This is a genomic window from Salegentibacter tibetensis, from assembly GCF_020164485.1.
Classification (GTDB): domain Bacteria; phylum Bacteroidota; class Bacteroidia; order Flavobacteriales; family Flavobacteriaceae; genus Salegentibacter; species Salegentibacter tibetensis.
The window spans coordinates 101,796-127,037 of sequence record NZ_JAIQZA010000008.1; the positions used below are offsets into that span (position 1 = coordinate 101,796).

Consider the following 25,242-nt stretch of genomic DNA (forward strand, 5'->3'; position numbering starts at 1 on the left):
AAAATATGATCGAGATCAGGTTTTGCCTAATACAGGTTTTAATTTCTTGCCGGCAAGATTTGTTGCCAGTGTAGTAAATGCTACGATACTAATGGAACTCAGAGGCATTAGAATAGCGGCTATTACCGGCATTAAATTCCCTGTCACGGCAAAAGCGAGTCCTACAACATTATAACAGAGACTCAGCGCGAAGCTCCACTTGATGATTCTCATACCTTTTACTGAAAGTTTAAAATATTCGTCCAGTTTGGTAAGATTGAATGCTTCCAGAATACCATCACAAGCCGGGGAGAAAACATTTATGTTTTCTGAAACAGCAATCCCAACATCACTTTGTGCAAGTGCCCCCGCATCGTTGAGTCCGTCGCCAATCATCATCACCGATTTCCCTTCTTCCTGAAGCTTTTTAATAAAATCGAGTTTATCGTCAGGCTTCTGATTGAAGTGAAATTTCGTATTCAAGGGCAGCATATTTTCCAGCTTTTCCTTTTCCCCATCATTATCTCCCGAAAGGATAAAAAGCTGTTTGTTTTCCCCTAATTCTTTAAACAAGTCGGCAAGACCTTCACGATAGGAATTCTTAAATACGTAGCAACCTTTATATTCTTCATTGCTACTTATATGTACCGCGGTTTTATTGAGTTCTTTAGTCTCAGTTGCAGTTTCCTTTACAAATGAAGCTGAACCAATTTTCATTCTACTACTATTGCTCCCGGAGCTAATTCCCTTTCCGGTATGTTCATTAAATTCATCTAAACTCAGAATGTTATTTTTATCCAGGATCTGGTAAAGTTGCCTGCTTAATGGATGTCCAGAGGCCCTTAAACTACTGCTAAGCAATTGCTCTTCTTCAGCATTGAGTTTTAGACCTTCGTAGAAAACTTCGGTTTTCTTATTGGAAGTAATCGTTCCGGTTTTGTCAAAAACAAGGCAATCTATTTTTGCAATTTGTTCTATTACCCCGGCTTCTTTTAGGTAGAATTTATTTCTTCCGAAGATGCGCAACAAATTTCCTAGCGTAAACGGCGTTGCTAAAGCAATTGCACAGGGACAGGCAATTATTAGAACCGCGGTAAAAACATTTAATGCTATGGAAGAATCGTAAACCAACCAAAAAAGAGTGGAGAGAAAAGCAATGCTTAACACCCCGGCGGTAAATCGCTTACTTATCTGATTGATCAGGCTTTGAAATTGACCCTTTTTATCCTTTTTAAAGACCTCATTGCTCCAAAGTTTAGTAAGGTAACTTTGGTCTATGGCTTTTATGGCTTCAATTTCCAGAATGCCGCCTTGCTGCCTTCCACCCGCATAAAGTGTTTCACCGGATTCTTTTTTAACGGCTTCAGCCTCGCCGGTTACGAAACTGTAGTCTATATTGGCCCGGCCCTTCATTAAAACTGAATCTATAGGAATTAACTCCCCGTTCCTTATTAAAATGCGATCTCCGGGTTTTACATTATAAACCTGTACCTGTTCTTCTATAAGCTCTTTGGAAGCATTTGTGATTAGTCTTGTAACCGCCATTGGGAAATAGGACTTATAGTCCCTCTCAAAGGATAAATAGGAATAGGTTTTTTGCTGAAAGAATTTCCCAAGAAGCAGGAAGAATACCAATCCCGTAAGGCTATCAAAAAAACCGGTGCCCAGGTCGAGTAGGATTTCTGTTGTACTTCTAATGAAAAGCACGGCAATTCCCAGGGCAATGGGAACATCTATATTTAATATTTTGGAGTGTAAACCTTTGTAGGCAGAAACAAAATAACCAGATCCCGAATAAAAAACCACGGGTAGGGAAAAAGCAAACATCAACCACCGAAAAAGGTGCTTGAATTGCTCCAGCCAAAATTCTTTAACTTCAAAATATTCAGGAAAAGAGAGGAACATGACATTGCCAAAAGCAAAACCTGCAACGCCTAATTTATAGATCAAGCTTCGGTCAATCCTATGATCTTTTTCATCGTAATCTTTCAGGGAAATATAGGGTTCGTACCCAATTCTGCTTAAAAGGTATACGAGCTCTTTAAGGCTTATTTTTTCTGAAGAAAAACTTATGCGAACGCTTTTCTTCGGAAAGTCAACCTGGGCCGATTTTACACCTTGATTTAGCTTTCCAAGGTTTTCCAAAACCCAGATACACGAACTACAGTGCATCGAGGGTATGAGAAAAGAAACGATTTGGGTATTGTTTTCGTTAAATTCAAGTAGTTTTTCTGTTATTTCCTCGTTGTCCAGGAAATCGAATTTTCCTTCTGAAGCGCCCGGTGAAATTCCTGGCTTCTCCTGAATATCATAGTAGTAAGTAAGGTCGCTCTCGTTTAGGATCTCGAAAACGGTTTTACAGCCGGTGCAGCAAAAATCTTTTTCCTGAAAAATGATGTGGTCTTCCTTACATTCTTCACCACAGTGAAAACAGCTGCTCATATTCGTACTGAATTTTAGCTGCAAATTTTCAGGAAATTAGGCTCAGATTATATGATGAGAATCAGCTTTGAGAAGAATTAATCTCCATTCCCAATTTTACGCAAATAGAAATATCCTATAAACCCGGCAATCAAGGAAGCTAAAAGAATACCAATCTTTGCCTGCGACAGGTAGTCTTCGTTTATAAAAGCGAGTTCGGTAATAAAGAGAGACATAGTGAAACCAATTGCTGCGAGAAAACCAATTCCGTAGACGTGTTTCCATTGTACTTTTTTGGGTAGGCTGGCAAGTTTTAGCCAAACCATAATTTTGGAGAATAAAACAATACCTATTAATTTCCCGAAGATGAGCCCAAACATTACTCCCATTGTTATCGGACTTATAAATGAATCAAAAGAAGTTCCTCCAAGGCTTACTCCTGCATTAGCAAAGGCAAAAAGGGGTAAGACCACGAAGCTTACGAAAGGGTAAAGCGCATGCTCTAAACGCTGAAGGGGAGGAGTTGCATCTTCAGTTAAAGAGGAATATTTTTGTATGGTATGGGTAATATGTTCTTCGGCTTGATTGGGATTTTTCTTTAACTGTTTAAATTCCTGTTTTATTTCATAGGCCAGAAGTTTGGATTTCCTAAGAAATAAGGACGTATTGATACGTTTTGTATTGGGGATTGCAAATGCGGCCAAAACGGCAGCTATAGTAGCGTGAACACCAGAAAGTAAAATGGCCAGCCATAACCCGCCAATTCCCATAACCGCGTAAAAAATCGTATTTCTAATTCCTATTAAATTGGCGGTTGCCAGGATAAGTACAAAAATACCGGCAATAGCGAGACTTTGTAGAGAAATATCTGAAGTGTAGAAAAACGCAATGACTAACACTGCACCAAGGTCGTCTACAATTGCGATTGCGGTTAAAAATACCTTTAAGGGTAGGGGAACCCGGTCGCCAAGAAGGTATAGAATTCCAAGAGCAAAAGCAATATCTGTAGCCATTGGGATTCCCCAACCCGAAACTGAGTCTAAATCGGTATTAAAAAAAAAATAGATAAGTGCGGGAAAAACCATTCCGCCAATAGCAGCGGCAATGGGGAGCATGGATTTTCTAAAACTGGAAAGTTCACCCTGCAATATTTCCCGTTTCAATTCCAACCCGATCATAAAAAAGAAAATAGACATAAGTCCATCATTAATCCAGTGCAACAGGTTTTTCCTTATTACGAAATCGTTTATTCCTAAGTGGATATATTGCTTCCAGAGGTTGTGGTAAGCAGCGGCAAATGGAGAATTGGCCACGATCATAGCCAGGATTGCAGAAAAGATTAGCAATAAGCCAACAGAGGTCTTTTTCTCTATAAAATTTTTAATGGGTAACAGCAGGTAGATATCAAGGGGAGTTTTTTTCATAATAACCTGGTTTCATTGGAGATTCAATTTAAAAAAGTTTGGTGAAGTTAGAGCGGATTTAGACAGTTAAATATGATGAAACTCAGTTTTATCCAGCATTGTGATCGTGCAAAAAATAGTTTAAGCGTAATATTGAATACTACTTAAAAACAAAACTTTGCTACCTTTAGGCCTATAAAGAATGATTATGGTAAGAAAACTAACTCAAAGTTTACGCAGGCCTAAAATGAAATCTGTTAACCAACCCCCGGGGACGGTAACCTATGTTGGTAGGAAGGAATCTGCCGAAACCAGGCTTGAAGTAATAGATTATAATAAAGATAATTTTGAGAAATTTACTTCTTCAACCACGGAAGACGCATTTAAATTTGAAGCCGAAGATCGCATTACCTGGTTTAATATAGATGGATTAAGCAATACTGTCGAGATTGAAAAACTTGGAAAATACTATGATCTTCATCCTTTAATCATTGAAGATATTGTAAATACCACCCAACGTCCAAAGATAGATGAGTATGAAGATTATTTATTTATTGTAGCCAAAATGCTTTATCTACAGGATGGGCAATTGGTTAATGAACATATAAGTTTTGTATTTGGGAAGGATTATGTATTAACTTTTCAGGAAGCCGGGGGTGATGTTTTTGATGGGGTTCGCGGCAGGTTGGAAAAAGCTTATGGACGTATACGTACCAACGGCTCAGATTACCTGGTTTTTGCCCTTCTGGATGCTATCGTAGACCATTATTTTCTTGTAGTTGACGAACTGAGTGAAAAAGTCGAAAACCTGGAGGAACAACTTTTTGAAAGTCAACCGAGTGATGATATTACTTTTGAAATTCAGGACTTAAAGAGATCTATTTTAAGAATTAGACGTGCGGTTTTTCCACTAAAGGAGGTTATTTCAAGATTTCAGAATATGGAAAATGATCTTATCACGGCTCGAACCAAAAACTATATTAATGATCTTCACGATCATATTCTACAGGTTTCAGAACATATAGATTTGTATCGAGAGATGGCATGGGGTCTTATGGATATGTATATGACCACGATTAGTAATAAAATGAACGAGGTGATGAAGGTATTAACCATTATGGCCTCTATTTTTATTCCGCTTACGTTTATTGCAGGAATTTATGGGATGAACTTTGAATATATTCCCGAACTGCAATGGGAATACAGCTACTTTATATTATGGGGAATAATGATCGTTATTTTTCTCTTTATGATCTATTACTTTAAAAGAAAAAAATGGCTCTAAAGCAATAATAATTATGATAAGATTTACTTTAATTAGCCTCGCCGTTATCCTAACAGGAAGCTGCGCTGCTCAGGATACTGAAATCCCCGTTTATATTGGAACTTACACCCAAACAGAAGGCCACGTAGATGGAAAAGCAAAAGGAATATTTTTGGTCATGCAGGATCCTGAAAATGGAAGTTTACAACCCGAAAAAACAGTAGCTAAAATTACTAATCCCAGCTTTGTAAAAGCTTCTAAAGATGGTAAAAGCCTCTATGCGGTGAGCGAGCTGGGAGGGGGCGATGCCGAATCTGGCTTTATTTATTCTTATAAAAGAAATAAGGATAACAGCCTGGAAGAATTAGGAAAACTTAGTACCGAGAGTTTCGCACCATGCCATATTGAAATTGACAAAACAGGGAAGTATGTTTTCGTTTCTAATTATATGGGCGGTATAGTGATGGTTTATAAAAGAGTAGCCGATGGTAAGCTGGAAAAACAACAAAAAGTTAAGTTGGAAAATCCCGAAGCATCACACGCACACTCTGTTTCAATTTCATCAGATAATAAAACTGCTTATATAGCCGACCTGGGAAATGATAAGATCTGGATCTTTGATTTTAAGGAGGAAACCGGAAAATTGAGTCCCAAAGGAATGCCTTATGTACAATTAGAAGAAGGTGCCGGGCCACGGCATTTTAGTTTTTCCAAGAATGAAAATTTCGCTTTTTCTATGAATGAGCTTAATTCAACTGTTAGCGTATACAAAATTGAAAAAGAGGGAAACCTGGAGATTATTCAGAATATTTCCAGCTTACCTAAAGATTTTAACGATAATAATTCCGGGGCAGATATTCATTTACATCCATCAGGTAAATTCGTTTATGCTTCTAATCGCGGACATAATAGTATAGCTGCGTTCAAAGTAGATGAAAATTTGGGTAAATTAAGCGTGATTGGTCATTATCCAACAAAAGGTGAAACCCCGAGAAATTTTGCGATTTCTCCAGATGGCAAATTCTTGTATGCGGCAAATCAGGACACTTCAACTATTAGCAGTTTTAAGATTGATATAGAAACCGGTGAACTGCAAGAACATTTGCTTCCCATTGAAGTAATGTCTCCGGTTTGTGTGGAGTTTGCAGAAAATTAAACCCGATTAAAAATTTTTAAAATTCAATTCTGATTTTGTTTAAATTTAATAGACTAAATCAGAAAAATATGAGAACAAAAATTTTAACTGCGATATTAGCCTGTATACTAATGTCGTGCGGCTCTATGACGACCCCGGATTCAGATAACATTATTCGACAGCCCATAGATACACCTTCAAATTTCATCCTGGCAAATGGGATGGATTTTGAAGAAAACACCTGTAATAGTCCGATGTTCGATCCCGAAGATGGAAGCGAATTAATTATGGTTCGTTCCTGGGGAAATGGCATTGGAGATTATGAAGTTCCTGAAGGCAAATATGGTCTTGAAAATCGAGAATATTTACGTATAAATTGCGAAACCGGCAAAGTGATTGGGGTTGTGAAGAAGTAAATTATTCTATTAAAAATGAAGACCTCACAGGTTTCAAAAACCTTTGAGGTCTGTTTTATTTATTAAAGTATTAGATTCTGAAATAAATTACCATTGACGTATTTCTAAAATCCTGATATTTAGGTTTATTTTTTATAATTTTATAATTCAAAAAGAAGCTTACCTGGTTTGGAAGTTTCCTTTTTCATTTTTTGCGTGTATTCCTCTCACTGCGTTCGTCGGATACAAGAAAAAACGAAACAAAAAAAGGCGCCCTATGTGGAGGTGTTTTTTTGGGCATCTGCCTTCCTCTCCCTTCCGGTCGTCGGAGGCAAAAAAATCGCAAATCAGCAGCTAAATTTTTTCCAGGGCTTCAAAAATTATTAACGCTGCTGATTTTCTACACTCACACACGGAGTTTAAAACTCGCTATGCTCGCAACGTCATTTTCCTACGCTAGGTAATTTTTTTTATCACGGGTCTCAGCTTGACGTATAATTTTACAGTTGTTTTTTATTAATCACTTTCCCTCAACTTCTTTAATCACAAAGAAACCATCATTTCCCTGAGATTGATAAAGTGGCATAAAAATTCTGGCATCCCATTCGCTTTTAACTTCATTTCCATTCTGTTTTGCGAGTAGTTCACCTTTTTTAATCTCCTGAAAATTCTTATATCCAGGTTCCATCTCGAAAACATCTGAATCTTCAAGCCCATGGCGGTGCACCAGCTCGAAAGTTTTTTGGTCCGGGGCATTCTTTTTAGCAAAACGGTTCACACAGTCGGGATAAGTTTCAATTTTTGATAGATCGAGGTTGCAAGCTTCTTTTAAAGCCAGCCAGATCACTCCTTCGTGATTTTCAACCGAGGTTTTATCTTCATGCTGCCCGGCTTCAAATACAAAGCCCGTCATTCCTGTTCTGCTTAAATAATGATCTATATCTCCGGTAATAATATCGCTAAATCCGCGAACGATATACGTTGGGAAATTATGCGCCCATTCATCATTATCGTTCACTTCCTGCACAGAGACATAAGGTAAACTTGCCGATGAGGTAGTATGGCAATCCAGAAAATAGCGTTTGGTATAATCTGGTTCTGGGAATTGCTTTAAGATTTCTATAATCTCCCACATTTCTTTCTGCTCGTGGGTTTTAGCTTTTTTTTGCTCTATGTTCTCCTCGGTCCAAACCCGGTTAAGGTCTTCATCTATATAACGTTTATTTTTATTTAGCGCTTTGTGATTTCCAGAGACACCAACCAAAGTTCCTTCAATTTCAGGTTTGGTTGTTTCCAGTTGTTTAAAAACCTCTTCCAAAGCCTTTACACCGCTGGGCTCATTACCGTGAATTCCGGCAGTAACAAAAAATAAAGGACCTTTTTTATTCGTGGTATATTTCCCTATTATCCTGGGAATATGTTTATCTGGTTTATTACTCATAATAAAATTCCTTTTTATTTCTATTTATTCCATACAGGCAATTTCCCTATTGTCAAATTGGTGACCATACAGCGCTTTATATTCCACTTTACGCTCAATTGCCTCAATTACAGTATCGGTGAAATCGGGAAGTCCAATTTCTTTGAAATGCTCCATCCCGCCCGGGCTAAGCACATTTATCTCAATAAGTTTATCTTTCACCACATCAAGGCCTACAAAGAAAAGCCCGTCACGGATAAGTTTTGGAGCGGTTAAATCTACAATTCGTTGCATTTCTGGGGTAAGTTCACTGCTGTCTGCTGTTGCACCAAGCGCAAAATTACTCCGGAATTCTCCTTCACCACTCACACGTCTTATAATAGCCTGTTTTCCATCTTTCACCATTACGCGACCATTCATTAAAATAATTCTTACATCGCCATCTTTAACGGCTGGTAGGAATTCCTGGGCAATTACATATCCTTGCTGACTAATGGTTTCAATAATTTGGTTGATGTTTTTCTCATTTTCATCAATAAGAAATACATTTTGTCCACCGGAGCCTTCCAGCGGTTTTAAAACGATCTTCTTATCGTTCTTTTCCCAGAATTTCAGAATATCTTCTTTGTTTCTGGTGATTAGAGAATCGGGTTTTATTTCCTGCGGTAGTTCTTCAAAATAAAGCTTATCGATAAAAGCGTGGGAAAGGGCATAAGCATCATTTAAAACCAAAACACCTTCTTGCTGGATCATTCTTCCAAAGGCAATACCGGCCTGTTCTGCCCATTCCCTGCCAGAATCTTCTTCGGTAGGATTATTCCTTATAAAAAGTACGTCCATCTTATTAGCTGCAATAGTTTTTTTACGCGCCTTTGAGCTCTGCAAAGCTTCCAAGAACTTATTGGGAGATTTGGTTTTAGTGTTTTTAGGCACCTGAGTACTGTTTATACTAATAGGCGCATCGTGGTGAAAGTTAAAATCTCCCACCCCCATGGCATAGACCTCGTGGCCACGAGCGTGGGCAGTGGTCATTAACATTACCGACGTTCCACTGCTCTCGGTTTCAATATCGTTTAATACAAAGCAAATTTTCATTAGGTTATCATTTGTGAGAGGGGTAACCCCTCTCTGATTAGTTTTAATTTATTGGTGATATTTTCGGTTAATAAATAACTTGGGCGCAGTGCGCTCGTTTTTAATACTTTTCTTTCGGTTAATTCTTCGATTATTTTGGTATGTTTTAGTCCAAATTTCCCTGCCAGTAAGGGTTCATATTCTCCACCATTCTGTAAGTGATCTCGAAGCTGAACCAGTCCTTTTAAATAGATGATATCTTTTAAGAATCCACCCCCCTGCATAATTCTGGAAGTAATATTAAAAGCTCTTTCAGCAGTAAAACCATAATCCATTTTTAGTAATCTGAATAACTGCGGAAACTCTGCGCCCTCCATCAATGCTGATCCTGCAATCACTCTTCCGGCCAAGGTTCTTAATCTATTTCCGGTAAGTCCGTCTACCAGAAATTCAGACATTACAGCAAGTCCCTCCTGAAGGGGATCGTAATCTGCCAGTCCGCTGCTCAACAGTTCTAAAGGTTGGCGTGTACCGTTATAGTAAGTAAGCACGTGGGTTCCAACTTCGTGTTGAATAAGTGCCGTAGCTTCAGTTTTATTCATTCTATAATCGGCTGGCACGTACAATTCTCCATTATTAACCATCATAATATTCACATCCTTACGAATGTGAACCTTACTTTTAAAGTTTTCGTCCTGCTCAGCGAAATAATCGAATTCACGGCGGGCAAGACTACTAAAGCCTTTAGCATCTATAAATTCGGCATCATCCTCTTCTGCGATTTCATCTACTTCCCTAAGAATCTTACCGGCTTCTTCGCTTAATTTGGGGTCTAAGCCTTTATACAACCTAATACTGTTATAAAAGAAATTGGATGTTCCGCGTTCACTTAACATCGTGATTTGCTGATCTAACTCTTCGCGTTTTTCTCTAAATATATGGGACATAGCCGGATCGTCTATCTCTTCGATTTTAAGATTGTAAAGTTTTCTTTTTAAAAGATCTGGATCTATGGGAAGCAGGCGGTAGTGATAATCTAATACCTTTTCATAATTACTTTCAAAAAAAGTTTTCTTTATATTCTGAATATTAGCAGGTGAAACAAGCCATAAAAATTGGTATGAACGCTCTATTTTTGCCAGTGCTTTATCTATTTCAAAGACTTTTTCCTTTAAATGTTTACGGCCTAATGCAAGATAACTTCCCACCCCACTGGTGGTTTGTACCCTCACATAGTCAAAAATCGCTTTATGTATACAGGTAATAAGATAATCTTTAAATTGCCTTAAAAAAACAGGGTAAACTTCATTATTTTCATCTCGATAAACTGGCGGAATTTCAAGACCTACAATTACAGCCCCAGATCTCTTTGCCTGATCAATACTTAAAATTTCCTGATCGCCTTCTTTTTGACGATTGGGTGTATCTTTTATTTCTGCCTTCAGGTAAAGTCCAGAAAATCTATCGTTTATATTATTTAGTTCTTTTTGTAATACTTTAACCGAGCTAGGTAATTTTTGTGCAGGGGCTTTAATTGTAAAACAATTATTGGGTTCTCCCGTATAGATCTCAAAAATCATGTATGACTTAAAATCTGCAGAAAGTTTATCGGCCAGGGCATAGACTAACTTTTGATAGGCTTCAAAAAACTTATTTCCAATTAAAAGATAGGATGCTTCGCTTTTAATTATTCTTTCAGTACCCGCATCATTCTCTCTTTTTCTATAAACTACCAGGTAAGGTAAATTATCTTCTATATGAATTAAACCACCTCCCGGGAGTGAAGCACTAATTTTACCATCTTCTTCAAGGATTGTTAAAATTTGTTTAATTGATTTCTCCGGTAATTCAGATATATTCAGCATTATGCGTTTTTTCTAAAATTTTAAATTAATATAATTAACTAAAATCACTGTTTTAAAGCCAAATAATAACTCTAAATGTGGTTGAGCAATGATTAAATTTAGAAAGAAAACTAGGGAAACCTAGCCCTGAGACTTACTTTGGCTTTTATTTAAGAATTTAGGCAAAAAATTACTTAAATGGAGAAAATACTTAGATGAAGAAGCAGAAATTATTTATGCATTAAGAAATTTTAAATTATAATAACTTACTCCTTTTCCTGGGCGTCTTCCCTTGCTTTTTTTTCCTGCTTTTCAATTTGCTCCCTTGCCCTTTTTATCTGGTCTTCAGTAGCAGGTTCCGGTTTTTGTTCGCTGGCTTTTTCAGGCTCAAGATTAAGTTCTATATAAAGTGGAAAGTGATCTGAATCTATCTTGCTGCCCAGTTTAAAATTGGCCACCCTGAATTCTTCGGTTACAAAAACGTGATCTAAAGACCAGCGCATAATAGAACTGTTAGCATCAAATGTGTTGTAAAAACCGCGGCCAATCCTGGTATTTAATAAGCCGGCTACATTTTGAAACAAGGCCGTGGTAGAAGACCAGGCAACATCGTTAAAATCTCCAGCAACCACAACCGGTATCTCGGCATCTCTTACCATAAATGCGATTTTCATCATTTCGGTATCCCTGTCTGTAGAAGAAGGATTGTGCTGTGGCATTGGTGGCGTGGGGTGAATACCGTGAAACATTATTTCTTTACCTGATCTTAATTTTAAAACACTGTGAACAGAAGGAATACTATCGTCCACTAAATAACGAATCTGGGGATCTTTAAGCTCCAATCTTGAATAAAATAACATTCCGTAAGTATTCTCTAAAGGAACCTCAAGTTTATAAGGATAAGATGCAGCAATTTCGGCAAGATCATCTTTCCAGCGGGTATTGGTTTCAGTAAAGAATAAAACGTCTGGATTTTGTATTTTAATATCGGCTATAACCAGATCTGGATTTTCATTTTCCTGAAGAACATTGGCAGTATAAAGGCTAAATTTATTGCTGAAATTTTCTTCGGAAACTTCGCCTACCTCATAGTTTTTATGCGGAAAATAAGGATAGATCTTCACCACCTGAAAGAGAAAACAAGCCAGTAATACAATCATAAAAATATAATCTTCGGCACGTTTCATATCAAACCTAATAAAATATGCGGCGAGGGCTGCCAATGTGAGAAGGGTGAGCTGAATATGCAAATAATCAAAAATACGTATCCACCAGAAATCAGCGGCAATTAATGGAATTAGTGTCATTACTACCGCGATAATCCCAAAGACCTGAAGAAATCCTTTTAAAGTCATATTTTTTTTGATTGTTTGACAATCGAAAGATAATCGTTTATTCGGATTTCTTTACTAAGGGAAATATAAAATGCGCTAAAGTTTGAGTGGACATTCTATTATTTTCACTTGAAAATTAGTGGATTACTGCCAGGATGGTTTCCGCATTATTTACGAATTTATTGATCTTTTTTAGGTTGGATCTCGGTGTTAATTTCAGCAAAATATTCCCGAATATCGTCTCCCGATGGCGCTTCAAATAACTGAAGATCAAAATATGAAACTGCAGCAATAATATGGTCAAATATATCGGCGGTAATGTATTCAAAATTAGCCCAGCGTTTATCGCGGCTAAAACAAAGAATTTCTAAGGGGATACCGTGTTCTGTTGGCTGTAAATGCCGAACAATAATGTACATTTCTTTATGAACGGCAGAATGGTTGTTTAAATAAGTATCAATATATTTTCTAAAAATACCCAGGTTGGTTTGGTTTCTTCCGTTTAAGGGAAGCTTTTTATCAATTTCGTTTGTGGAATTGTATTCGTTAATTTCATTCTGACGGTCTTCGAGATAAGAAGAAATTAACTGTATGCTTCTATATTTTTCGAAATCTTCAGGAGTGATGAATTTTACTGAATTCTGCTTAATATAAACCGAGCGTTTAATTCTTCTTCCCGGGGATTCCTGCATTCCCCGCCAATTCTGGAAAGATTCAGAAATCAAACTGTAGGTAGGAATAGAGGTAAAAGTATTATCAAAATTCTGTACCCTAACTGTGGCCAGGGTAATTTCGGTTACAGTACCATCGGCGCCGTATTTGCTAAAGGTAATCCAGTCACCAATTCTAACAATATCGTTTACACTCACCTGTATAGACGCCACAAAACCTAAGATGGTATCCTTAAAAATCAACAGTAAAATTGCTGAAGCGGCACCAAGGGAGATAATAAAATTAACGACATCCTTCCCGGTTATTTCAGCAATAATGAATATGAAGGCAAAAAGCCAAACGATTATCATCAATACCTGAATATAACTTTCTACCGGCTTATCCTTAAAGGATTCTACTGTTCTTAAGAAACTTTTGGTAGTGCGTAATACACTCCTTATAATCCAAACGATAAGAAGTATGATATATATGTCTATAAGAAAATAAAAGGCTTTAACCGCCAGAGGAAATTCGGCTAGTATATAAGGAACCGTGGAATAAATAATAATTAAGGGGACTATTTCACCAATATATTTGGGGAATTTGGTTTTAATAAGATAGTCATCGAAAGTGGTTTTGGTCTTGTGGCTAAAACTTTTAAAAGCTTCAATCACAAAAGTTTTCATCAGGTAAGTTACTGCCCAAAGTATAATAGCAAGAATTAGTAGATTCAGGAGCACATTAAAATATAGTGCTAGCGTTGGGTTTACGCCCTGATCAATTAAAAAATTTTCAAAAAGAAAAATAAGATTTTTAAATCCTTCTTCTATATTCATAGTTTAAAGATATTTTTTTTCAACATAAAAAGGTCCAAAAGGAACCAGGGAGCAACCCAATATTATTAGTAGCTCCTTAAAATTCCAGCTTAAAGGTTTAAATAACCAGATGGCCCCAATTACATATGCAATAAAAAGCACGCCGTGGGCCATTCCTACCTGCTGTACCATTTGAGGCATTTCCCAAATATATTTAAGGGGCATCGCGATAAATAATAATAATAAAAATGAAATTCCTTCCAGGATACTCACATATTTAAAAACCTTTTTTTGCTTCTCTAAGGGCATAGTCTAAAATTTAGATTGCAAAGATAGGTTTTATAGAGAATCTGGTATTTTAGAATGGACTTTTCCTTGAAATAATTAATAACGGGAATTAGTATTTTGTTAGCAGGTTTAACAAATTCATTTTTATTAATTTGCATACAACTAAAAAATAAAGAAATGAGCTCTAAAATATTGGTAACCGGCGGACTCGGATTTATAGGTTCTCACACGGTTGTCGCACTTCAGGAACAGGGTCACGAAGTGGTGATTATAGATAATTTGTCTAATTCTTCTATAGACGTGCTGGCGGGAATTACCAAAATCACCGAAAAAACCCCGGCTTTTGAAAATATAGATCTTCGGAATAAAAACCAGGTAAAAGATTTTTTTGAAAAACACCCCGATATTGAAGGAGTAATTCATTTTGCCGCCTCTAAAGCGGTAGGTGAAAGTGTGGAGAATCCGTTATTATATTATGAAAATAACCTGGCTAGTTTAATTTACCTGCTTCAGGAACTGCAACTTAAAGAAAATGCTTATTTCATTTTTAGTTCTTCCTGTACAGTTTATGGCCAGGCCGATAGTTTACCTATTACAGAGAACGCTCCCGTAAAAAAGGCCGAATCACCTTACGGAAATACCAAGCAAGTAGGAGAGGAGATCATCATTGACACAGCAAGAATCAATGAAAATTTTAAAGCGATTTCTCTAAGATATTTTAATCCTATTGGAGCGCATCCTTCGGCCGAAATAGGAGAGTTACCAATTGGAACTCCACAAAACTTAATTCCGTTTATCACACAAACCGCAATTGGGAAAAGAGAGGAACTTTCGGTTTTTGGAGACGATTATCCAACTCCAGACGGGACTTGTATAAGAGATTATATTCACGTAATGGATCTGGCTAAAGCCCATGTGGTTGCTTTAGAGAGACTTCAACAAAATAAAGAAGAAAGCAATTTTGAAGTTTTTAACCTGGGAACAGGAAAGGGAAGTTCTGTATTAGAAGTGATTAAGTCTTTTGAACGTTCTACAGGCGAAAAATTACCTTATAAAATCGTAGACCGAAGGGAAGGGGATGTGGTTGCTGCCTATGCCGATACTCAAAAGGCCAATGATGTGTTGGGTTGGAAAACCGAAAAAAACTTAGATGAAGCTTTAAAAAGTGCGTGGGACTGGCAGAAAGAAGTAGTTAAAAGGGAAGAAGTGGAGAATTAATTGTTTACTTTAAGACAGATGAAAAGGCTGTTTGAAAAATTTTGTTTCTTCAAACTGTCCCGAAGGTTCGGTACAGGATGATGATCTCAAACAGCCTTTTTTTAATATCAATATTCAGTAACTATTCTGAGCCGTTTACAATAAAGGCATGAATTACACCGGGAATCCATCCTAAGGCGGTTAGCAATAAGCTTATTAAAAATGTAACCCCCAAACCGTGTTTCATAAAAACGGCTAATGGCGGTAGCAGAATATTTAAAATGATCGTTAACATAACTTTATTTTATTGGTTATTATAACCCAAATTACATAGAAAAAGTACTTCCATAAGTAGATTTAACGAGTTCTTGGTATGGGTTTAACAAAATATCATGCTTTAAATTTCCTATATCTAGCCAGAAAAAAAACATAAATGCTATAACATACAAAACCGGCAGCGACTAATCCCATGAGCCAGGAACCATAATCTGATTCCTGTATAAAGGAAAATGCATCGGTGGTCCCTTTCAGATCTGAAGTATTTGAGGCTATTGCTGCTCTTATAAAGATGTAAGCTAAAATTCCAAAGATAATACCGCGGGCAATTAAGCCCAGATAACCGGTGTTCTTAATGGTTTTCCTTTTCTTTTCGTCACTGATTGAATCGTAACCAAAATCTTGCAGAAACTCCTTTGTTTTAGCTTTTTTAAACTGTGCAATACTGGCAACAACGAGACCTAAGCCAATAATCGCAAAGACCACTACACCCAAAGTTCCTGTAAGCCCGCCACCAGAACCACCACCGGAGGAACCTGCGTTTATCAATTGCATAAAAGCAAAAACAGCGAGACCAAGATATAACAGCGCACTTATAAAATAAGCTACCCGTTTACCTTTTCCTTCTTTGTCATCCCCTATATTCTCAGGATCCTGGATGGACTGAATAAATCGCCACGCAGAATAACATAAAAGTCCCAGCCCAATTAAAACAAGTAAAACATTTCCAAAAGCTTGTTTTTCCAAAAATTCTATTACCTGTAAGTTGCTAGATTTTTGTCCACCCATATTAAAGGCTGCAAGAAAGGTAAGTATTCCCATAATGCCGTAAACCGTAGCTTTGGCAAAATAGCCAACACGGGCCATTTTTTTTAATTTAGAATCCATTTTCTGAAAGTGAGTTGATTAGTAAACTAAATTTACTTCATCGAAAACAGAAAAAAGAAAAGTTGGGAAAAATTTAAAGCTTCCTTTTTAACTAAAATTAGAAGCTAAAACAGCAATTGTGTTTTAAATTTTCAACGTGATTAACCAAATTTCTTATATAATTACCGCAGAGATGTTTGCTGAAAAATGAAATTACACCATTTCAAAAATAACCAGGGCATATAGGTAAAACCTTACAAAACGAAGTAAGCCGAACATCAGATAGCTGGGGAAGGGAAATTTTATGATTCCTGCCGCAATACTCGTCATAGCAAAAGGAATAGGAAGAAGGGCTCCTACTATAATTAAAAATCCACCCCATTTTCGGGTGTTTTTAATATGTTGTGCCATTTTTACTTCAATAGCATCGTGCACTGCCGGGATTTTGGTCATCCATCTACCAATAAAATAGGAAATGACTCCGCCTAAATAGGAAGCGAGTGCCAATAAAGAAAGGAATAGAATAGGACTGGCAGATTTTCCAGACCAAGCGATAAATAGTTCAGGAGGAATTAATCCCAATAAAGATTCTGAGGCAAAGAATATGCTAATAATACCTAGTGGCGAATAAGTTTCGGTCACTGTAACGAGCATTTGTTCAATATCCAGAACCCAACGATCTATAGCCCAAAGTGATACCACAAACAATACGATGGGTATAATTGCTTTTTTTACACTTTTCCAAACGAAACTGTAGAAACCTGTATAACTATAATACTGGTGCAACAAACGTATACGCGACTTCTTTTTAGATTTCGCATCTTTCTTCATCAAATTCTCCTTTAGCAATTTTCTTATTAAGGTATTTTAATAAGATTTAATGCCGAAAATATTCAAATACCAGGCCGTATTACTTTCTCAAGCTACGATCTAATTTTCTTCAGCATACTCATTGAACGCGTTTACATATTCACGCAATTCAATTTCATTAACACGGTTGGAAGGGTCGGCCATTAGGGATAGTAAATAATCCAAGCTTTCCTGCCCGGTTGTTTCTTCCTGTACCGGTGCTTCTTCTCCTTCTTCTATCGGGTCATCTTCTGGGATGGCGATATTAAAAGAATCGTAAGCGTCTACGTGTTCATAGGTTAACCTGATGGTTTTTGCCAGCAAAGGCTGCCCTTCTTCTTCTACTACAAGGGTTCTTAATTCTTTCAGGTCGTTCACCAAAGTATTGGTGATAATTCCGTTGCGCATTAAATCACGCTGAATCTTATTGAGTAATTTTTGGGCTTTGATATTATTCAAGAGAATATAAGTTAATCAGGTTATACTATTTTTTGCAAAGGTACTGCTTTCGTAGTTTTATAAAACATTTTAACAAAGAAATTAAGCTTAAATAAGTAAGCTGGGTTAAGCTATCAAAGTGTGTGTAAAGAAAATCTCTTTTTGATCCAGTACATCATCGGGGCTAGCAATCTAATAGCGATATCTATCTTAAAATTAACAATATCTTAGCCCTTAAGATTTCAGCAAAATAGCATTGTTTAGTAGCTTTATCATAATAAAAAATTAGAAATACTATGAGTTCATTAAAAGGAAAAGTTGCATTTATAACAGGTGGAAGTAAAGGTATTGGTTACGGTGTTGCCCAATCTCTTTTAGACTTGGGAATGAGGGTTGCCATCACCAGCAGATCTAAAGATGCTGCCGAAAAAGCCGCGAAAGAATTAAGTGCTACCGATGCATTAGGTTTGGAAGCCGATGTTAGAAATTATGAAAGTCAGCAGAAAGCTATAAAAGCTGCAATAGATAAATTTGGACAACTCGATGTTATGGTTGCCAATGCCGGAATTGGGCATTTTGGATCTATAGACGAATTATCCCCGGAAAAATGGCAGGAAACAATAGACACCAATCTTACCGGTGTTTTTTATAGCGTAAAATCCAGTTTGGACGCTTTAGAGAAATCTAAAGGATATCTTATTACTATTTCCAGCCTTGCAGGAACTAACTTTTTTGCGGGGGGTGCTGCCTATAATGCCAGCAAGTTTGGCTTAACAGGATTTACCCAGGCAGTGATGTTAGATCTCAGGCAAAAAGGAATTAATGTAAGTACTATTATGCCGGGTTCTGTAGCCACTCATTTTAACGATCACACACCAAATGAAGAAGATGCCTGGAAAATTCAGCCGGAAGATATTGGAGAGTTAGTGGTAGATCTACTTAAAATGAATAAACGCACCTTGCCAAGCAAGATAGAGGTAAGGCCCTCGCAACCACCTAAGAAATAAGTTATATATATTTTTAGAAAAGGGGTTTTGAGGTTTTAACCCAAAAAGCCCCTTTTTTCAAAGATACATTTATCGTAATATTGCAATAAATAATTTAAAAAATGGGAGTCACAAAATCTGAAATTTTCAGCCCCTTACAAAACGAACTGGCAGGAATAGCCAAAGTTTTAGGGCATCCGGCAAGAATTGCTATTCTACAGGAAATTATAAAATCGAAATCCTGCATCTGCGGGGATCTTGTTCAGGAGGTTGGACTTGCCCAACCTACCATTTCACAACATTTAAAAGAGTTGAAGAATATTGGCCTAATAAAAGGGGATATAGAAGGTACCCGGGTTTGCTATTGTATCAATACCGAAAAATGGGGACAGGTAAAACAGCTATTTACAACTTTCCTCGAATCTAATATTCCACAAGGCGACGATTGCTGCTAATATTTATTGATCTTCCTATAAGCTATTAGGTTTAGCTTTTTGGTTTATACGGAAAAATATACTAAAGAAAAATCAGTAAAATGGCTAAAGTATACGATGTGATTATAATTGGAGGTGGCCAAAGCGGACTCGCCTGCGCTTATTATTTAAGGAGAACAGAGCTGAATTACTTAATCCTGGATGAGCAGGAAAACTGTGGAGGAGCCTGGCAAAAAACCTGGGATTCACTCAGACTTTTCTCCCCAGCAGATCATTCTTCGCTTCCGGGATGGCTTATGCCAAAAACCAAAGACGGATTTCCACCTAAAGATCACGTGATTAATTATTTATGTAAATATGAAGAGCGGTATGATTTCCCAGTGGAACGGCCAGTTACCGTAGAAAATGTAGAAAAAGAATCAGACATTTTTATGATTAAAACTTCAGCAGGCAGTTTTTCAGCAAAGACGATCATTTCAGCAACCGGTACCTGGAAAGCTCCTTTTATCCCGAAAATTAAAGGGATTGATGTTTTCCGCGGAAAACAACTACATTCAGCCATTTACAGAAATCCGGATAATCTTAAAAATAAAAATGTGCTTATTGTTGGCGAAGGAAATTCTGGCGCACAAATTCTAGCTGAAGTTTCTAAAGTTGCAAACACAAGCTGGGCTACTTTAAAGGATCCCGAATATTTACCTGATGATGTAGATGGAAGGGTGCTTTTTGATGTGGCTACTGCAAAATATAAAGCCGAAAAGGAAGGGAAGAAATTTGATCCAAAAGATTATAATCTTGGAAATATAGTGATGGTACCACCGGTGAAGGAAGCCAGGGAGAGGGGAGTGCTTAACAGCAAGGGAAGTTTTAAAGAATTTACTGAAGATGGCGTGATCTGGAAAGACGGAAGCAAAGAAGAATTTGATGTGGTGATTTGGTGTACCGGCTTTCATTATGCTACAGATCATTTAGATAATATTACTGAAACCGATCCTAAAGGTAAAATTGAAACGGAAGGAACTAAAGCTAAAAACACAGAAGGACTTTGGTTGGTAGGATATGGAGGCTGGACCGGCTATGCTTCAGCCACTTTAATTGGTGTTGGACGAAGTGCCAGAAGTACTGTAAAAGATCTTACCAATTTTCTTGAAAATTAAATCATTTTGAAATACTCAATATTTAAAAGCAACTGATATCATAAAATTTTAAGAGCCTGGACACCTGATTATTGATGTATGTTAGGCCTTGCAGTTAAAAGCGTACTAAAAATCTAAAAATACTGGTATTCATCTACTCATTAGGCTAGTTTTGAGTAAAATAAAAAAATTAGATATGAATATTAAAGGAAAAACAATAATTATAACCGGAGCGTCTAGTGGAATTGGAGAAGCTACTGCCAGGAAATTATCTAAGGAAGGCGCTAATGTAGTATTAAGTGCGCGTCGTGAAGACAGATTGAATTCGCTGAAAGATGAGATTGAAAAAAATGGCGGAATGGCTTTAGTGGTTCCGGGAGATGTTACTAAAAAAGAAGATTTTAAAAAAATTGTTTCAGCAACCTTAGAAGAATTTGGAAGTATTGATGGGATTATTAATAACGCCGGTTTAATGCCGCTTTCTTACGTTAAAAATCTGCATACCGATGAGTGGGATAAGATGATAGACGTTAATATTAAAGGTGTTACAAACGGAGTAGCTGCGGTTTTACCAACAATGATGGAACAAAAAAGCGGACATATTATTAATATTTCTTCCAGCGCAGGAAGAAAATACTATCCGGGTGGTGCTGTATATTGTGCTACTAAAGCAGCCGTAAAAATGTTTAGTGAAGGACTTAGAGCAGAATTAGCTCCTAACTTTGGGATCAATGTGACTTCAATAGATCCAGGTTTTGTATCTACTGAGTTAACAGATACAATTACAGATGAAGAAATTAAGGAAGATATGGCGCCAATGCTTAAAGAATTGACTACACTTCAAGCGCAAGATATTGCAGATGCAATCTATTATTCTTTAAGTCAACCGAAAAGAGCTAATATTAACGATGTTTATATAATGCCTACGGAGCAAAAACAATAGAACTTATCAATAAATTTTAAAAGAGGTTGTTTGGAAAAGTTTCCAAACAACCTCTTTTTTTTGTTTCCAGGCTAAATAAATATCGGGGTTGCTTAAACTTCAACCACCATTTTTCCGGTATTTTTTCCTTCAAAAAGGTCTAAAAATGCCTGCGGGGTTTCATCATAACCTTTAACGATAGTTTCATCGTATTTTAATTTGCCTTCACTTAACCATCCGGCCAGTTGCTTAATGGCGCTTTCAAATTCATCAAAATGATTACGTACCAGAAAGCCTTGCATTAAGGCACTTTTCTTAATTAAAATACCTTCCAGCCTGGGGCCTGTAGGCATTTCTTTTTGGTTATAAATAGAAATAGCACCGCAATTAATAATCCGGGCAAAACGGTTAATATTCATCATAACCGCATCCAGAATTTCGCCACCTACATTATCAAAATACACATCTACGCCATCGGGACAGTTTTGCGCGATAGCCTTCTGCATATTTTCGGTGGTTTTATAATTAATACCTTCATCATAGCCGAATTTCTCCTTTATATGATCTATTTTTTCATCTGTTCCGGCAATTCCAATAACCCTGCAGCCCTTAATTTTTCCAATTTGTCCTGCTACACTTCCCACGGCACCAGCCGCGCCTGAAACAACCAGCGTTTCACCTTTTTCAGGTTTTCCAATATGCTTTATCGCTAAATATGCCGTTAAACCTGTTAAGCCTAAAATCCCCAGATATGCACTCGGTTTAGCCAGATTGGTGTCAATTTTATTTAATTTCTCACCGGTGTGAGTTTGAAATAATTCCCATTTCAGCATTCCACTTACCAAGTCCCCCGGGTTAAAACCTTTGTTATTGCTTTCAACAACTTCGGCAATCAACATAGATTCTATGGGTTTATCTAATTCAAATGGTGGGATATATGATTCCTCATCCCGCATTCTTCCTCGTAAATAAGGATCTACAGAAATATATTTTGCTTCCAGTAAAATCTCTTCATCGTCTGGAGATGGTTTTTCAATTTCGGTAATTTCAAAATCTGAAAGGGAAGGTTTTCCCTGTGGTCGGTTTTTTAATAGTATGCTTTTATTCATTTTAATCTTATTTATAATTTAAAAAGTAAACTGAAACCCAGACTAGAGTGGCGTCAGTTGTGAGAATCTTACTTAGTAAATTACTGCTAAGTAAGCACCCCTGCAAATCACGATTATTAATTTAAACTTAAAATCGGGCTGTTACGCAAATGTTATGATTTCTTAAAGGAATGGCTGATACTCTATAATACACCGTAACTTTGTCCAAAATAAAAGCACAAGATTTGCCTAATATTATACCCAATTACTGGCAGGAATTCCTGAAATACCTAAGAAGTACCGACTTCTCTAAAGCTATGGTGCTTACTGTAGCCATAGGATCGCCGGTTGGGATTTTTATCTGGCTGGGCAACTTTGAGATAGGCGTAGTTCTGGCAATGGGGGCTCTACTAAGTTCGCCAAGTGATATTCCCGGAACTTTTAGACATAGAAATATAGGCGTGATTCTCGCAGCCGCGCTGGCGGGTATTGTTTCAATAATCATGGCCTATGCTTCGGCATATCTTTGGCTGGTTTTACCACTTTTAGGTATTTTAATGTTTGGGATTGCATATCTGGCGGTTTATGGTTTTAGAGCTTCCCTGGTTGCATTTGCAGGTTTGTTCGCCATTGTGCTTAGTTTCGCAAATATTTCTACGGAAATTCTTCCGTGGGAACGCGGCCTACTGATAACCGGTGGTGGTTTGTTTTATTTACTTTTGAGTAATATATGGACTTTCCTAAACCCTAAACAACATACGGAACAACTTTTAGCCGAATGTCTTGAGCTTACCGCAAAGTACCTGAAAACAAGGGCTCAATTACTTACCGAAACAGCGGAAAGGGAAAAACTTCAGAAAGAATTATTTCTGTTACAAACAGATTTGAACGAGAAACATGAAAGTCTTCGGAATTTACTCATTAATGCAAGACGGGCCTCCGGAAACTCAAATTACGCCCGTAAAAGATTGCTAATATTTATAGAATTAGTAGATATTTTAGAGTTGGCGATGGCCAATCCCGTGGATTATAAAAAAATGGATAAAGTTTTAGAGGATGACCGGGAGTTACTGGAACGCTTTAAGAAACTTATTAATAAGATCGCGTTTCAGTTGGATGAAATTTCAGTGGTTATTGAAAAAAAGAAAAAATCCTCAACAAAAGAAATTCGGGATTACTTAAAATCTATTGAAGAGAACTTCAAAGAAGTGCGGGTACTTATTTCTTCAGAAAATACCGAAAAAGCATTTTTACTTCAGAATTTATTCGATTATCTGGAAAAGCAGGGACAAAAAATCAATACCATAGTTCGGGTCTTACATGATTTGGACACCAGGGAACCGGTTTTAATGAAAAATAAGGAAGTTTCCCAATTTATAACTCCGCAGGATTACGATCCCAAAACACTCGTTGAAAACTTTAATTTTGGCTCACCGATATTTAAGCATTCGCTAAGGCTGGCTATTGTAATTTTAGTGGGTTTTAGCATTGGTTTATATTTTTCGTTTGAAAATGCTTACTGGATCATCCTAACCATCGTGGTAATTATGCGCCCAAATTACGGACTTACCAAAGACCGATCTAAACAGCGAATTGGAGGCACCCTAATAGGTGCCGTAATTGCCCTGGGTATCGTTTTTATAACAAAAAACCAGATAGTTTATGGAATATTAGGCTTGTTTTCACTTACCCTGGCTTTTTCCTTATTGCAACGAAATTACCGTACAGCTGCGGTATTTATTACTTTGAGTATCATTTTCATTTATGCGCTTTTAAAACCAGATGTTTTTAATGTGATCCAGTTTAGAGTTATAGACACTGTTTTAGGCGCGGGGCTTGCTGCCATTGGAAATTTGGTTTTATGGCCGGCCTGGGAATCCCAGCACATAAAAAATGTAATTAGAGAAAGTATTAGTGCCAATAAAAAATATCTAGAAGAAATTGATAATTTTTATCATAAAAAAGGGACTTTACCCACTTCTTATAAACTCTCGAGAAAAAAAGCTTTTCTGGAAATGGGAAATTTAAGTGCCTCTTTTCAGAGAATGACGCAGGAGCCAAAATTCAAACAAAAAGAATTAGAGCAACTTTATAAAATTGTGGGTTTAAACCAAACTTTTCTTTCGGCACTGGCTTCTTTGGGGACTTTTATTCGGAACCATAAAACTACTGCGGCTTCCAAAAACTTCGAAGTTTTTGTTTCTCATATTTGTAATAATTTAGAAAATGCTAGAAAAGGCCTTGAGGAAACAGAAGCATTAAAAGATTTTGATCCCGCCCGAACAGAAAAAGCCGCTTCAGCTTTGCTTAAAACATATAAAGAATTGCTGGCAGAAAGTGAAAATCAATTAAAAGAAGAACCACGAAAAATCCAAAGAGATGTGCAGTTGAGATTGCAGGAAGCCCAGTTGGTAAGTAGCCAGCTCCAATGGTTGCTTGAAATTTCAGGAAATCTTCAAAAAACCATAGCGAAAACAAAATTCAGCTAAATGAGTAAGCGCCAGTTAAAAAAATACCTTCAGGAATTAGACAAGGAACAATTAGAAGAACAAATTGTAGATCTTTACGATAGATTTAAACCGGTAAAAATCTTTTATGATTTTGTATTTAATCCTCGGGAAGAAGAATTAATGCGCAAAGCTAAATTAAAGATCTCAAAAGAATATTTTCCTGAAACCAGGCGCAAAGCAAAAACGCGTAGGTCTATAGCCCAGAAGGAAATCAAGCATTTTCAACAACTCGGTGTTGAACCACATCTTACTGCCGATTTAATGCTTTTTAATATAGAAATAGCCCAAACTTTTGCTGAAGAAAAAGGCAATTTAAAAGAGGCTTTTTGTAAAAGTTTGTTCAAATCCTTTGATGAAGCTGTGAAGTTTATTTTAAAAGAAGGAGTCCTGGCAGAATTCAAACTTAGAATCCTGAAAATAGCCGCCGAAGCCGAACACCAAAACTGGCCAAATGCTTACAGTTTTGAAAAAATTGAAATGCAATTTCAGGACGCGCCGTAATTGTTTACTTTTGAG

23 protein-coding genes are annotated in these 25,242 nt (G+C 37.0%); 10 read left to right on the plus strand and 13 right to left on the minus strand.

Features of this window, described 5'->3' with window-relative positions:
* Nucleotides 1-15: 15 nt before the first annotated feature.
* The gene (locus LB467_RS06115; protein ID WP_224473146.1) at nucleotides 16-2,421 is read right to left on the minus strand and encodes a heavy metal translocating P-type ATPase; all 2,406 of its coding nucleotides are present in this window, start codon (nucleotides 2,419-2,421) and stop codon (nucleotides 16-18) included.
* 77 nt (nucleotides 2,422-2,498) lie between these two features.
* Complete coding sequence (nhaA, locus tag LB467_RS06120; RefSeq protein WP_224473147.1) at nucleotides 2,499-3,824, minus strand: Na+/H+ antiporter NhaA; 1,326 nt, start codon at nucleotides 3,822-3,824, stop codon at nucleotides 2,499-2,501.
* A 187-nt stretch (nucleotides 3,825-4,011) separates the two neighbouring features.
* On the opposite strand from nhaA, the gene corA reads away from it, so the two are divergent.
* The 3 genes from corA to LB467_RS06135 all read left to right on the plus strand — a co-directional run bounded on the left by corA (nucleotide 4,012) and on the right by LB467_RS06135 (nucleotide 6,618).
* The gene (gene corA / locus LB467_RS06125) at nucleotides 4,012-5,088 is read left to right on the plus strand and encodes a magnesium/cobalt transporter CorA (RefSeq protein ID WP_224473148.1); all 1,077 of its coding nucleotides are present in this window, start codon (nucleotides 4,012-4,014) and stop codon (nucleotides 5,086-5,088) included.
* 13 nt (nucleotides 5,089-5,101) lie between these two features.
* On the plus strand, nucleotides 5,102-6,223 hold the full coding sequence (locus tag LB467_RS06130) for a lactonase family protein (RefSeq protein WP_224473149.1): 1,122 nt from the start codon (nucleotides 5,102-5,104) through the stop codon (nucleotides 6,221-6,223).
* A gap of 68 nt (nucleotides 6,224-6,291) precedes the next feature.
* Nucleotides 6,292-6,618: a hypothetical protein gene (locus tag LB467_RS06135; protein WP_224473150.1), complete on the plus strand. Its 327-nt coding sequence runs from the start codon at nucleotides 6,292-6,294 to the stop codon at nucleotides 6,616-6,618.
* 499 nt (nucleotides 6,619-7,117) lie between these two features.
* Here LB467_RS06135 and LB467_RS06140 read toward each other — a convergent pair whose 3' ends face one another.
* From LB467_RS06140 to LB467_RS06165, 6 genes are all read right to left on the minus strand, one after another.
* On the minus strand, nucleotides 7,118-8,038 hold the full coding sequence (locus tag LB467_RS06140; protein ID WP_224473151.1) for a M14 family metallopeptidase: 921 nt from the start codon (nucleotides 8,036-8,038) through the stop codon (nucleotides 7,118-7,120).
* 24 nt (nucleotides 8,039-8,062) lie between these two features.
* Entirely contained in the window at nucleotides 8,063-9,112 is a 1,050-nt protein-coding gene (locus tag LB467_RS06145; RefSeq protein ID WP_224473152.1) for a glutathione synthetase, read from the minus strand.
* Nucleotides 9,112-10,956 (minus strand): flavohemoglobin expression-modulating QEGLA motif protein, encoded by a 1,845-nt coding sequence (locus tag LB467_RS06150; protein ID WP_224473153.1) that lies wholly within the window; start codon nucleotides 10,954-10,956, stop codon nucleotides 9,112-9,114. Before LB467_RS06150 ends, LB467_RS06145 begins: the two co-directional genes overlap by 1 nt.
* 245 nt (nucleotides 10,957-11,201) lie before the next feature.
* Nucleotides 11,202-12,290, minus strand: a complete 1,089-nt coding sequence (locus LB467_RS06155; RefSeq protein ID WP_224473154.1) for an endonuclease/exonuclease/phosphatase family protein — start codon at nucleotides 12,288-12,290, stop codon at nucleotides 11,202-11,204.
* A 158-nt stretch (nucleotides 12,291-12,448) separates the two neighbouring features.
* Nucleotides 12,449-13,756: a mechanosensitive ion channel family protein gene (locus LB467_RS06160; RefSeq protein ID WP_224473155.1), complete on the minus strand. Its 1,308-nt coding sequence runs from the start codon at nucleotides 13,754-13,756 to the stop codon at nucleotides 12,449-12,451.
* Nucleotides 13,757-13,759: 3 nt separating this feature from the next.
* Entirely contained in the window at nucleotides 13,760-14,044 is a 285-nt protein-coding gene (locus LB467_RS06165; RefSeq protein ID WP_224473156.1) for a DUF3817 domain-containing protein, read from the minus strand.
* A gap of 156 nt (nucleotides 14,045-14,200) precedes the next feature.
* Here LB467_RS06165 and galE point away from each other — a divergent pair, with 156 nt between their 5' ends.
* A complete protein-coding gene (galE, locus tag LB467_RS06170; RefSeq protein WP_224473157.1) occupies nucleotides 14,201-15,241 on the plus strand; it encodes a UDP-glucose 4-epimerase GalE in 1,041 nt (346 codons plus the stop codon).
* Between the two features lie 121 nt (nucleotides 15,242-15,362).
* Here the strand turns inward: galE and LB467_RS06175 are convergent, their stop codons facing one another.
* The 4 genes from LB467_RS06175 to LB467_RS06190 form a co-directional block, all read right to left on the minus strand.
* The gene (locus LB467_RS06175; RefSeq protein ID WP_224473158.1) at nucleotides 15,363-15,515 is read right to left on the minus strand and encodes a YqaE/Pmp3 family membrane protein; all 153 of its coding nucleotides are present in this window, start codon (nucleotides 15,513-15,515) and stop codon (nucleotides 15,363-15,365) included.
* Between the two features lie 95 nt (nucleotides 15,516-15,610).
* Nucleotides 15,611-16,384, minus strand: a complete 774-nt coding sequence (locus LB467_RS06180) for a DUF1206 domain-containing protein (protein ID WP_224473159.1) — start codon at nucleotides 16,382-16,384, stop codon at nucleotides 15,611-15,613.
* A gap of 192 nt (nucleotides 16,385-16,576) precedes the next feature.
* Nucleotides 16,577-17,194, minus strand: a complete 618-nt coding sequence (locus LB467_RS06185; RefSeq protein ID WP_224473160.1) for a YqaA family protein — start codon at nucleotides 17,192-17,194, stop codon at nucleotides 16,577-16,579.
* A 99-nt stretch (nucleotides 17,195-17,293) separates the two neighbouring features.
* Nucleotides 17,294-17,671, minus strand: a complete 378-nt coding sequence (locus LB467_RS06190; protein ID WP_224473161.1) for a hypothetical protein — start codon at nucleotides 17,669-17,671, stop codon at nucleotides 17,294-17,296.
* Nucleotides 17,672-17,946: 275 nt separating this feature from the next.
* Here LB467_RS06190 and LB467_RS06195 point away from each other — a divergent pair, with 275 nt between their 5' ends.
* From LB467_RS06195 to LB467_RS06210, 4 genes are all read left to right on the plus strand, one after another.
* Nucleotides 17,947-18,657, plus strand: coding sequence for an SDR family oxidoreductase (locus tag LB467_RS06195; RefSeq protein WP_224473162.1), 711 nt, complete (start codon nucleotides 17,947-17,949; stop codon nucleotides 18,655-18,657).
* Nucleotides 18,658-18,758: 101 nt separating this feature from the next.
* Complete coding sequence (locus LB467_RS06200; protein ID WP_224473163.1) at nucleotides 18,759-19,091, plus strand: ArsR/SmtB family transcription factor; 333 nt, start codon at nucleotides 18,759-18,761, stop codon at nucleotides 19,089-19,091.
* Between the two features lie 80 nt (nucleotides 19,092-19,171).
* A complete protein-coding gene (locus tag LB467_RS06205) occupies nucleotides 19,172-20,227 on the plus strand; it encodes an ArsO family NAD(P)H-dependent flavin-containing monooxygenase (RefSeq protein WP_224473164.1) in 1,056 nt (351 codons plus the stop codon).
* A 175-nt stretch (nucleotides 20,228-20,402) separates the two neighbouring features.
* Nucleotides 20,403-21,149, plus strand: a complete 747-nt coding sequence (locus LB467_RS06210) for an SDR family oxidoreductase (protein ID WP_224473165.1) — start codon at nucleotides 20,403-20,405, stop codon at nucleotides 21,147-21,149.
* Nucleotides 21,150-21,241: 92 nt separating this feature from the next.
* Here LB467_RS06210 and LB467_RS06215 read toward each other — a convergent pair whose 3' ends face one another.
* Nucleotides 21,242-22,237 (minus strand): NADP-dependent oxidoreductase, encoded by a 996-nt coding sequence (locus tag LB467_RS06215; protein ID WP_224473166.1) that lies wholly within the window; start codon nucleotides 22,235-22,237, stop codon nucleotides 21,242-21,244.
* Nucleotides 22,238-22,437: 200 nt separating this feature from the next.
* Between LB467_RS06215 and LB467_RS06220 the strand changes: the two genes are divergently transcribed.
* Both LB467_RS06220 and LB467_RS06225 read left to right on the plus strand, forming a co-directional pair.
* Nucleotides 22,438-24,705, plus strand: a complete 2,268-nt coding sequence (locus LB467_RS06220) for an FUSC family protein (protein ID WP_224473167.1) — start codon at nucleotides 22,438-22,440, stop codon at nucleotides 24,703-24,705.
* Entirely contained in the window at nucleotides 24,706-25,227 is a 522-nt protein-coding gene (locus tag LB467_RS06225; protein WP_224473168.1) for a DUF6155 family protein, read from the plus strand.
* The last annotated feature ends 15 nt before the right edge of the window (nucleotides 25,228-25,242 follow it).

Coding starts and splice junctions, on each gene's coding strand:
- LB467_RS06205 (WP_224473164.1), top strand. CDS start 19,172: ATGGCTAAAGTATACGATGTGATTATAATTGGAGGTGGCCAAAGCGGA.
- LB467_RS06195 (WP_224473162.1), top strand. CDS start 17,947: ATGAGTTCATTAAAAGGAAAAGTTGCATTTATAACAGGTGGAAGTAAA.
- LB467_RS06140 (WP_224473151.1), bottom strand. CDS start 8,038: ATGAGTAATAAACCAGATAAACATATTCCCAGGATAATAGGGAAATAT.
- LB467_RS06225 (WP_224473168.1), top strand. CDS start 24,706: ATGAGTAAGCGCCAGTTAAAAAAATACCTTCAGGAATTAGACAAGGAA.
- LB467_RS06210 (WP_224473165.1), top strand. CDS start 20,403: ATGAATATTAAAGGAAAAACAATAATTATAACCGGAGCGTCTAGTGGA.
- LB467_RS06175 (WP_224473158.1), bottom strand. CDS start 15,515: ATGTTAACGATCATTTTAAATATTCTGCTACCGCCATTAGCCGTTTTT.
- LB467_RS06145 (WP_224473152.1), bottom strand. CDS start 9,112: ATGAAAATTTGCTTTGTATTAAACGATATTGAAACCGAGAGCAGTGGA.
- LB467_RS06135 (WP_224473150.1), top strand. CDS start 6,292: ATGAGAACAAAAATTTTAACTGCGATATTAGCCTGTATACTAATGTCG.
- nhaA (WP_224473147.1), bottom strand. CDS start 3,824: ATGAAAAAAACTCCCCTTGATATCTACCTGCTGTTACCCATTAAAAAT.
- LB467_RS06150 (WP_224473153.1), bottom strand. CDS start 10,956: ATGCTGAATATATCTGAATTACCGGAGAAATCAATTAAACAAATTTTA.
- LB467_RS06185 (WP_224473160.1), bottom strand. CDS start 17,194: ATGAAGAAAGATGCGAAATCTAAAAAGAAGTCGCGTATACGTTTGTTG.
- LB467_RS06180 (WP_224473159.1), bottom strand. CDS start 16,384: ATGGATTCTAAATTAAAAAAAATGGCCCGTGTTGGCTATTTTGCCAAA.
- galE (WP_224473157.1), top strand. CDS start 14,201: ATGAGCTCTAAAATATTGGTAACCGGCGGACTCGGATTTATAGGTTCT.
- LB467_RS06215 (WP_224473166.1), bottom strand. CDS start 22,237: ATGAATAAAAGCATACTATTAAAAAACCGACCACAGGGAAAACCTTCC.
- LB467_RS06130 (WP_224473149.1), top strand. CDS start 5,102: ATGATAAGATTTACTTTAATTAGCCTCGCCGTTATCCTAACAGGAAGC.
- LB467_RS06155 (WP_224473154.1), bottom strand. CDS start 12,290: ATGACTTTAAAAGGATTTCTTCAGGTCTTTGGGATTATCGCGGTAGTA.
- corA (WP_224473148.1), top strand. CDS start 4,012: ATGGTAAGAAAACTAACTCAAAGTTTACGCAGGCCTAAAATGAAATCT.
- LB467_RS06160 (WP_224473155.1), bottom strand. CDS start 13,756: ATGAATATAGAAGAAGGATTTAAAAATCTTATTTTTCTTTTTGAAAAT.
- LB467_RS06200 (WP_224473163.1), top strand. CDS start 18,759: ATGGGAGTCACAAAATCTGAAATTTTCAGCCCCTTACAAAACGAACTG.
- LB467_RS06165 (WP_224473156.1), bottom strand. CDS start 14,044: ATGCCCTTAGAGAAGCAAAAAAAGGTTTTTAAATATGTGAGTATCCTG.
- LB467_RS06115 (WP_224473146.1), bottom strand. CDS start 2,421: ATGAGCAGCTGTTTTCACTGTGGTGAAGAATGTAAGGAAGACCACATC.